Annotated in this window: 11 protein-coding genes; 8 read left to right on the top strand and 3 right to left on the bottom strand. The window is 40.1% G+C overall.

Translation table 11 applies throughout. The annotated features are described in order from the left end of the window. The coding region (locus J7E32_RS21840; protein WP_214911674.1) for a hypothetical protein at positions 1-185 on the top strand (185 nt) is incomplete at its 5' end. A 217-nt stretch (positions 186-402) separates the two neighbouring features. After that, positions 403-1125 (top strand): CAP domain-containing protein, encoded by a 723-nt coding sequence (locus J7E32_RS21835; RefSeq protein WP_214911673.1) that lies wholly within the window; start codon positions 403-405, stop codon positions 1123-1125. Between the two features lie 65 nt (positions 1126-1190). Here J7E32_RS21835 and J7E32_RS21830 read toward each other — a convergent pair whose 3' ends face one another. Continuing rightward, positions 1191-1664: an Hsp20/alpha crystallin family protein gene (locus J7E32_RS21830; protein ID WP_214911672.1), complete on the bottom strand. Its 474-nt coding sequence runs from the start codon at positions 1662-1664 to the stop codon at positions 1191-1193. A 171-nt stretch (positions 1665-1835) separates the two neighbouring features. Between J7E32_RS21830 and J7E32_RS21825 the strand changes: the two genes are divergently transcribed. Both J7E32_RS21825 and J7E32_RS21820 read left to right on the top strand, forming a co-directional pair. Beyond that, positions 1836-2615: an SDR family oxidoreductase gene (locus J7E32_RS21825; protein WP_214911671.1), complete on the top strand. Its 780-nt coding sequence runs from the start codon at positions 1836-1838 to the stop codon at positions 2613-2615. Positions 2616-2822: 207 nt separating this feature from the next. Then, positions 2823-2969: a hypothetical protein gene (locus J7E32_RS21820; RefSeq protein ID WP_214911675.1), complete on the top strand. Its 147-nt coding sequence runs from the start codon at positions 2823-2825 to the stop codon at positions 2967-2969. Positions 2970-3011: 42 nt separating this feature from the next. On the opposite strand, the gene J7E32_RS21815 is transcribed toward J7E32_RS21820, so the two are convergent. Together J7E32_RS21815 and J7E32_RS21810 are read right to left on the bottom strand one after the other, a co-directional pair. Further along, positions 3012-3572 carry a GNAT family N-acetyltransferase gene (locus J7E32_RS21815; RefSeq protein ID WP_214911670.1) on the bottom strand — a complete coding sequence of 187 codons (561 nt, stop codon included), beginning with the start codon at positions 3570-3572 and terminating at the stop codon, positions 3012-3014. 272 nt (positions 3573-3844) lie between these two features. Beyond that, a complete protein-coding gene (locus J7E32_RS21810; RefSeq protein WP_214911669.1) occupies positions 3845-4969 on the bottom strand; it encodes an amidohydrolase in 1125 nt (374 codons plus the stop codon). Between the two features lie 163 nt (positions 4970-5132). Between J7E32_RS21810 and J7E32_RS21805 the strand changes: the two genes are divergently transcribed. From J7E32_RS21805 to J7E32_RS21790, 4 genes are all read left to right on the top strand, one after another. Then, positions 5133-5453 (top strand): DUF4870 domain-containing protein, encoded by a 321-nt coding sequence (locus tag J7E32_RS21805; RefSeq protein WP_084135592.1) that lies wholly within the window; start codon positions 5133-5135, stop codon positions 5451-5453. A gap of 200 nt (positions 5454-5653) precedes the next feature. Further along, positions 5654-5854, top strand: a complete 201-nt coding sequence (locus J7E32_RS21800) for a PLD nuclease N-terminal domain-containing protein (protein ID WP_214911668.1) — start codon at positions 5654-5656, stop codon at positions 5852-5854. Then, positions 5854-6762 carry an ABC transporter ATP-binding protein gene (locus J7E32_RS21795; protein ID WP_214911667.1) on the top strand — a complete coding sequence of 303 codons (909 nt, stop codon included), beginning with the start codon at positions 5854-5856 and terminating at the stop codon, positions 6760-6762. Before J7E32_RS21800 ends, J7E32_RS21795 begins: the two co-directional genes overlap by 1 nt. Then, positions 6759-7538: an ABC transporter permease gene (locus tag J7E32_RS21790; protein WP_214911666.1), complete on the top strand. Its 780-nt coding sequence runs from the start codon at positions 6759-6761 to the stop codon at positions 7536-7538. The genes J7E32_RS21795 and J7E32_RS21790 overlap by 4 nt, the downstream gene beginning before the upstream one ends. Positions 7539-7622: the final 84 nt, after the last annotated feature.

The following is a 7622-nucleotide window of genomic DNA, read 5'->3' as shown; positions in this document are numbered from 1 at the left end:
CGCTTGCGCTTTTTGTTCTTCTACTGTCCAATCTAGCAATTGACCAAAATCACGTGATTGCTCCTTGGCTTGTAATATACTTTAATGATTGTCATATTGCAGAAAAAAATGTCATGAAACGAATCTGTGAAAAAAGTTGTCAATATATTAATCTTTCCTTTTTATGGTCTAGCTGGGTAATTTGAAAATGAACAGGAAAAAACTTCAATTAATACTGAACAAGCAAATTATCTGTAAAAGCCTTTAAATCATTGATATCTTGTATAAATAGAGAATGCTTAACAGAATTACTTTCAATAGAATAATAGTTTTTCCTTTTTATCCCAGGTTTATTACAAAAATCCCGTGATATGATTAGTTTGCAAGAGAGAGACAAACTAAATTTTCGGGAGGAATTCGGGAATGAACAAGAAAATGATTCTAACAGCTTTTGCTGCAGCTGCTTTATTCGCAGCAAATCCAGGTATGGATAAAGCAGATGCGTCTACTATACAATCAAAAGTTTACTACTATCAAAGTGGCAATGTAAGTAATGAACAAATCAATTCTATCTTACAAAAGTATTTTAAGAACTACCAATTTTCATGGAAACAAACTCAGCCTACTAACAATAATGTACAGGAGCCTGTTGAAAAAACGGCACCGGCACCAGCACCAGCACCTGTGCAACAACCAGCTCCGGCTCCAGTTCAGGAGCCAGCTAAAGCACCTGCTCAAGAACCTGCAGCAGCACCAGTTTCTTCAGCAGTTAGTGCCTATGAGCAAAAAGTAGTGGAGTTGACAAATCAAGAGAGAGCAAAGAATGGTTTAAAACCACTTGCACTTGATACTGAACTAAGCAAAGTAGCGAGGGAAAAATCCCGCGATATGCAAAGCAAAGGCTATTTCAGCCACACTAGCCCAACATACGGTTCACCTTTTGATATGATGAAAAAGTTTGGAATTTCATACCGTTCAGCAGGTGAAAACATTGCTATGGGACAGCGTACACCTGAGGAAGTTGTGAAAGCATGGATGAATAGTTCTGGCCACCGTGCAAATATCTTAAACTCAAGCTATACACACATTGGTGTAGGCCATGTAGCAACAGGTAACTACTGGACACAAATGTTCATTGGTAAATAATAAACTCAAAAAGAGCAGCCATCAGGCTGTTCTTTTTTTAGCTTCTTTTGTAGAGTTCGTTTTAACTAATTTGAGATATCGATTTCAGCGTATTGCATATCCACAATTTTATGAAGCTTTAATTCGAGTACTCCATCCCTGTAGTTTGCTGCCGCACCCTTCCGCTTAACGGTTGCTGGCAATACTAGTGTGTGTTTATCGGACAGATCCGGAATGTGTTCAATGATTACCTGATTTGAAGTATAAAAAAGTTTCATTTGTTTAACCCAGGCTTCTTCTTTTAGCGGTACCCTGACAAAAACAAAATCATGAGTTTCAAACATTTCCGCACCTAATCCGTTAGTCTGTTTGGCTGGATCAGGTGAGTTATGCTGCTGCATCCCTTTCAGCCATTCTTCAGGTTTTAACATCCCCTGCATATTAGGCTGGAGCATTTTGCCCATCATTTGCTGGACATAATTTTCGATTTCATCTGGTTTCATTTCCAAAATCTTCTTCTGTGTATTTCGGTCGAACGGCAATAGATTCCATGGAAACAATTATATCCCGCCTTTCAAGCAGACCATCTTCGATATGGATATTATATGCAGGCATCGGCCCAGCGGTTAAAGTCAAATTGGTCCCAATATATGAAGGCTAAAAGTTGCAAAACAGCTTGCTTCTTTTTAGTATAGTGATATGTAATCTAATGAGGATGAGAGGTACAGGTTGTGGAAAATAAAACGGCTTTGATTACCGGAGGTGCCACCGGTTTAGGAAGACGAACAGCACTGCAGCTTGCTGCCGAAGGTATAAATGTAATTATCAATTATCGGAACAGCAAAATAGAGGCTGAACAGCTTGCAGCGGAACTATCGGAAGTGTTCAACACAAAGAATATTTGTGTACAGGGAGATATAACAAATTATGAAGATTGTAAAAAAATTGTTTCGTATGCTCTAAAGGAATTCACTGCGATTGATATAGTTGTCCATAATGCTGGACCATATATTTCCGAAAGAAAGAAAATGGCCGATTATCAGATACATGAATGGACTTACTTAATTAATGGCAATTTAAATGCCGTATTCTATTTATCGAATTTGCTGATACCTTCTATGAGGAAACGGAAGTGGGGGAGGATCATTACAGTTGGTTTTGACAGGGTGGAGTCGGCTCCTGGGTGGATTTACAGATCTGCTTTTGCCGCAGCTAAGTCAGGACTGGCTTCATTGACAAAGACACTGGCGCTGGAAGAGGCAGAAAACGGGATCACCGCCAATATGGTCTGCCCTGGTGACATCACAGGTGAGTGGAAAGAAAAAGCGATTAGCGACTCAATGAATGCCAGGGACTCTTCCGTACCAGTAGGCAGACCTGGTACAGGGGAAGATATCGCAAGGGTGATCAGCTTTCTTGCGAATGATGATTCCAGCTTTATAACCGGAAGTATCATCCCTATTACTGGAGGCAAAGATGTGCTGGGAAAAGCTCTGCGTGAAAACCATTAGGACGAACCATTCAAAACGCCAATCATGGCGTTTTTTATTTTATTAAATTATCAAGTTATGGATGATCGGTTTTGAAAAAATTCCGAATATCGTGAAGCAGGTTGGGAACGCTAATAACAATTAGCAGTCAAATCGAAATGAATTATCTAATAATTAATAGTATTTAGTTTAATTATGCGGGGTGATGAAATGGGAATAGGGTTTAACATGAATAGGATCAATCCGAATCAGACACAGGTTTTCTTTGAGGATGGACGGTATGAGACATTGACGGATGCCGAACTCGAAGCATTCCTGTCAGAGGCTTCCTTATCGGAGCGGGAAGAAACAACTGGGCAAGATCTGCTTAATTAGAAAACGCCCTGTATTTTTCAGGGCGTTTTGTATATGGGTGAATTATGCCTCCAACAAATGGGCTGCTTCTTCTTCCTGGACACCAGACCTTTTGAGGTACAGTGTATATTGGTCCTTAGGAATTTCATACAGATCGTAAATCTCTCCATTTGCATTTAACTGCTCATAAATGTGCTTGCGGGTTTCGTTTGCCTTCACAACATAAGGCAGCTTTTCTGCTGCTTTAATCGAGCGGATATTAACTTTCCTGATACGCATGAAAATAGTCTCAATCCCAATATCATAAAATAGTTCCTGGAAGAAAGCATCTTTTGCCAAGGTGTTGTATCCTTTGCCATGGAAAGGTTTCCCCAGCCAGGTGCCTAAAAAACCGGCTCCTTCCTGAATATCAAATAGATTGATTGTGCCGATTGGAGCTCCCCACTCGTCAAGTATTGTACGGGAGATTAATTCTCCTTGTTCTTCTGCTTCAATCGTTTGCTTTGTTATAAATACGAATTCTTCATATGAATGTGCCTTTTGGCGCACAAAAGGGAAGACCTCCGGATGCGCCATCAGCTCAAATAATTCGTGGCAATCATGTAGATCGCGTTTCTTGAGCATTTTGTATCCCTCCACGCAGGGCAGTCCTATCTCGTGCGAATGTAACTACACGGCCACCCTCGAAATTTTTTGTATTGCTAAAAAATTTCGGGGTGGGAATCGAACCCACTAGAACCAGGATACTGGTGGCGCACCATTTGCCTTCCCTAATCACTTTGCTTTATGAAATTATATTTCCAAAGAGTATAATACAGGATTTTTTCAAAAAAGAAAATAGGTTTTTTACTCTTTTTATCTGTGTTTTTTTGCCAAGAAACTACAGCGATTTTCGACTAAATCTGATAAACTATTTTGCCATTGATCATTGTCCACATTGGCTTTGCGCTGAAGTGGAATGGATGTTGATTCCAAAGGACCAGATCAGCATCTTTCCCAGGCTCGATACTGCCGACACGGTCATCAACCCGCAGATTTCTTGCTGGCAAAATCGTGATTCCTTCGAGTGCTTTTTGTTCGGATAATCCTTCCCTCACTGCGATGGCAGCACAAAGGTTTAAGTACTGGATTGGGGTATAGGGGTGATCAGTAGTAACAGATACCTCAACACCATGGTCAGTCAGTTCCTGATAAGTTTTCCAGCTCTTATTCTTCAGTTCCACTTTCGAACGGCGGGTGAGTGTAGGGCCAACTGAAACTTTTAAATTCAGGCCGGCAAGCTCTTCTGCAATCAAATGACCTTCGGTACAATGCTCGATCCGTAAATCAAGATTGAATTCCTGAGCAAATCTGATCGCAGACATGATATCATCTGCTCGATGGGCATGGATCCTAACAGGTATTTCCCTGTTCAATGCTTTAATGATCGGCTTAATCCTCAAGGAATCAGGATTATCAGCATTCATCGCCTCGTAAAAAGCTTCTCTAAGCATTCCCATTATCCCCATACGGGTGATGGAATCTTTATTCCCCATACTGTGAATTCGTTTCGGGTTTTCACCCAGTGCAATTTTAAGTCCTGCTGTTTCCTGGATAATCATGTTCTTAATGTTTTTTCCAGCCGTTTTAATGACAGAAGTCGTTCCGCCGATTACATTCGCACTTCCAGGCATAACATGTGCCGTGGTAATTCCATATTTAATTGCATCGCCGAATGCAGGGTCGAGCGGGTAGACTCCGTCAATCGCCCGAACGTGAGGACTCATTGGCTCAATTGTTTCGTTGGCATCATTTCCGGCCCAACCTGTACCTTCATCATAAAGGCCGAGATGAGTATGGACATCGATGAAGCCCGGAAGCAAAAAGTTGTTTTTACAATCAATAACCTCGTACCCGGTTTCAATGGTAATTTCAGATGCTATTTTAATTATTTTACCTTCTTTTATGAGAACATCACAATTTGCCTTTGGCTCAGAGGTGATTGGCATTACATTTGCATTCTTAAGTAGTATCCTATTCATTTTACATCCTATCCTGTCTTTATTTTAATGCACATTAAGCTACACTTTGTTCCTTCTAAAAGGAAAACCCTTAATTTTCATTATAATGAAAAAGTTCATCTTTCATGAAACTTTTTTACTGTTTTTTCGTAAAGTTAATTATAAGAGTATTGGAGGGGAAACAATGCCGAAAAATGATGAAAGACTTATTGCAGCAGGCATTTATATTATTAGCTTTTTTACTGCTTTTCTTGGACCGCTGATTATCTGGCTCGTTAAAAAGGATGATTCCAGCTATATCGATTACCATGGAAGGGAATATATGAACTTTTTTATTTCTTATACTGTATATGGAATTGTCAGCGGTATTCTTGTCATCCTGTTGATTGGGATCTTTATGCTGTGGGTCATCGGGATATTGGCCATGATATTCACCATTGTAGGGGCAATCAAAGCATATGAAGGTCAGGAATATCGAATACCCTTCATTTTCAGGCTTCTGTAAAACAGAGTTAAAATATATTATCCGGCATATTGTATGCCGGATATTTTTTATGCTTTTTTCACTCAGTTGCTTCTTGCTTACAATTAGAATTGACTTTGTAGCAATGTTTTATAAAAATCCGCTCCCGAAAATAAAATTCTTTGAACGAATTTTTACTTCAGCCGTCTTATAGATGTAAAACAAATAAGGAGGTTATCGAAATGGAATTATTCGCTGACATTAATTGGGCTTTAATTGCACCTATATTGGTCATTCAAGTTATTTTATTAGTTGTTGCGGTGATTGATTTAATAAAGATTGAAAAAACAAACGGTCCCAAATGGGTTTGGGCAATCGTTATATTGGTGGTTAACATTATTGGGCCTATCCTGTATTTCGTGATTGGAAGGAGAAATCAATAATGCCCTTAGTCACAGTAGAAAATTTAGAAAAGAGTTTTAAGGACTTGCGAGTGATTAAAGGGTTGAATTTCCAGTTGGAAAATGGTAAATGTGTGGCTTTGATTGGAGCCAATGGTGCGGGTAAAACAACTACATTGAAAATGCTCTCTGGGCTGCTTGAACCAACAAAAGGAAAAATATCTTTCGCAGGTGAAAAGCAGGGAGCTGACCATCGTCGGTTGATTGGTTATCTCCCGCAGCATCCTGTATTTCATGATTGGATGACGGGAAGGGAATTTCTCGAGTATGTTGGAAAGCTATCAGGACTTCCTGCAAAGAAAGCGAAGGAACGGTCAGCTGAGCTGATAGAACTAGTGGGAATTGCAGATGCAAAAAACAGGAGAATCGGAAAGTATTCAGGCGGAATGAAACAGCGTCTCGGGATTGCCCAGGCGATTATCCACAGGCCAAAACTGATTATGCTGGATGAGCCAGTTTCTGCTTTGGACCCTTTCGGCAGACGTGAAGTTCTTGAATTGCTGGAAAAGCTAAAGAAGGAAGCGACTGTATTATTCTCTACTCATATCCTAAATGATGCCGAAGAAGTTTGTGAAAGTATTTTGTTTCTGCACAATGGAGAAATCATCGAGTCTGGAACAATGGATGAATTCAGGGAGAAATATAACCAGTCAAAAATCGATTTAGTTTTTAGCCAAGAAGCCTCCAGTTGTTTAAAAACGCTTGCAAAACATCCACAAATTGATTCCATTCAAATGGAAGGCAATATAGCAAGTATTTATACTGAAAATCTTGAAGCAGTAAAAGAGGTTATACTGACCCTGGCAGCCAGGGAGAACTGGCCGCTCACTAAATATGAAATTGGTTCAATCAGTCTTGAAGATGTTTTTATGAAGGTGGTGCAAAAATGAAGCAATGGTTCACGCTGCTAAACAAAGAATTCCTGGAGATGGCAAGGAACTATAAGTGGATTTGGATGCCGATCACCTTTATTTTGCTCGGAGTGATGGATCCTCTGACCACCTACTATTTGCCGGAAATCCTTAATTCTGTAGGCGGTCTTCCAGAAGGGGCAGTAGTTGAAATACCCGAACCCTCTGCTCAAGAAATATTTATCATGAGTTTGGGAGAATACCAGATGATTGGTATATTGATCATCGCCCTCTCCATGATGGGAACAGTTGCCGGGGAGAGAAAGAGCGGTGTCGCACAGCTGATCCTCGTAAAACCAGTTTCCTTTTTCTCTTATATCACTTCCAAATGGGCAGCTGCACTTATATTAATACTCGTTTCATTGTTCCTTGGAATGTTGGCAAGCTGGTATTATACTGGCGTCCTGTTTGAGTTTATTCCATTTGGCGCCTTCATGGAATCGTTCGGTATATATTCATTATGGCTCATATTGGTATTGTCATTCGTAATCCTTTGCAGTGCAATGTTCATGCAGCCAGTCGCTGCCGGTATGGTTGCGCTTATTACCGTGTTTATTTTTACGATAATAGGAGGTTCCCTTCAGCACCTCCTCGAATGGAGCCCGACACAGCTCCTTTCCTATGTTTCCGTAAGGTTGATTACCGAAAAGTGGCCAGAGCATGTTTGGCCAGCGACAGGTATAACTTTAACAATGACCGTTTTATTTGTATTATTGGCAATCTATATCTTTAAAAGAAAAGAGCTTGCAGATTAAGATCTGGTCATAGACCGGGTCTTATTTTTTTGTTGTTAACCAGGAAATTATAGAATCATTTAGGTGTGGATAACTGCCTGTGGT

The sequence above is a fragment of the Bacillus sp. ISL-55 genome, from assembly GCF_018613155.1.
Taxonomy (GTDB): domain Bacteria; phylum Bacillota; class Bacilli; order Bacillales; family Cytobacillaceae; genus Mesobacillus.
Note: the sequence above shows the minus strand (reverse complement) of the source record. Positions and strands in the feature narration are given on the sequence as shown.

What these genes read in the sequence shown, in the direction of transcription:
- J7E32_RS21835 (WP_214911673.1), top strand. Translation starts at nt 403, where the DNA reads ATGAACAAGAAAATGATTCTAACAGCTTTTGCTGCAGCTGCTTTATTC.
- J7E32_RS21820 (WP_214911675.1), top strand. Translation starts at nt 2,823, where the DNA reads ATGAATAGGATCAATCCGAATCAGACACAGGTTTTCTTTGAGGATGGA.
- J7E32_RS21815 (WP_214911670.1), bottom strand. Translation starts at nt 3,572, where the DNA reads ATGCTCAAGAAACGCGATCTACATGATTGCCACGAATTATTTGAGCTG.
- J7E32_RS21810 (WP_214911669.1), bottom strand. Translation starts at nt 4,969, where the DNA reads ATGAATAGGATACTACTTAAGAATGCAAATGTAATGCCAATCACCTCT.
- J7E32_RS21805 (WP_084135592.1), top strand. Translation starts at nt 5,133, where the DNA reads ATGCCGAAAAATGATGAAAGACTTATTGCAGCAGGCATTTATATTATT.
- J7E32_RS21800 (WP_214911668.1), top strand. Translation starts at nt 5,654, where the DNA reads ATGGAATTATTCGCTGACATTAATTGGGCTTTAATTGCACCTATATTG.
- J7E32_RS21795 (WP_214911667.1), top strand. Translation starts at nt 5,854, where the DNA reads ATGCCCTTAGTCACAGTAGAAAATTTAGAAAAGAGTTTTAAGGACTTG.
- J7E32_RS21790 (WP_214911666.1), top strand. Translation starts at nt 6,759, where the DNA reads ATGAAGCAATGGTTCACGCTGCTAAACAAAGAATTCCTGGAGATGGCA.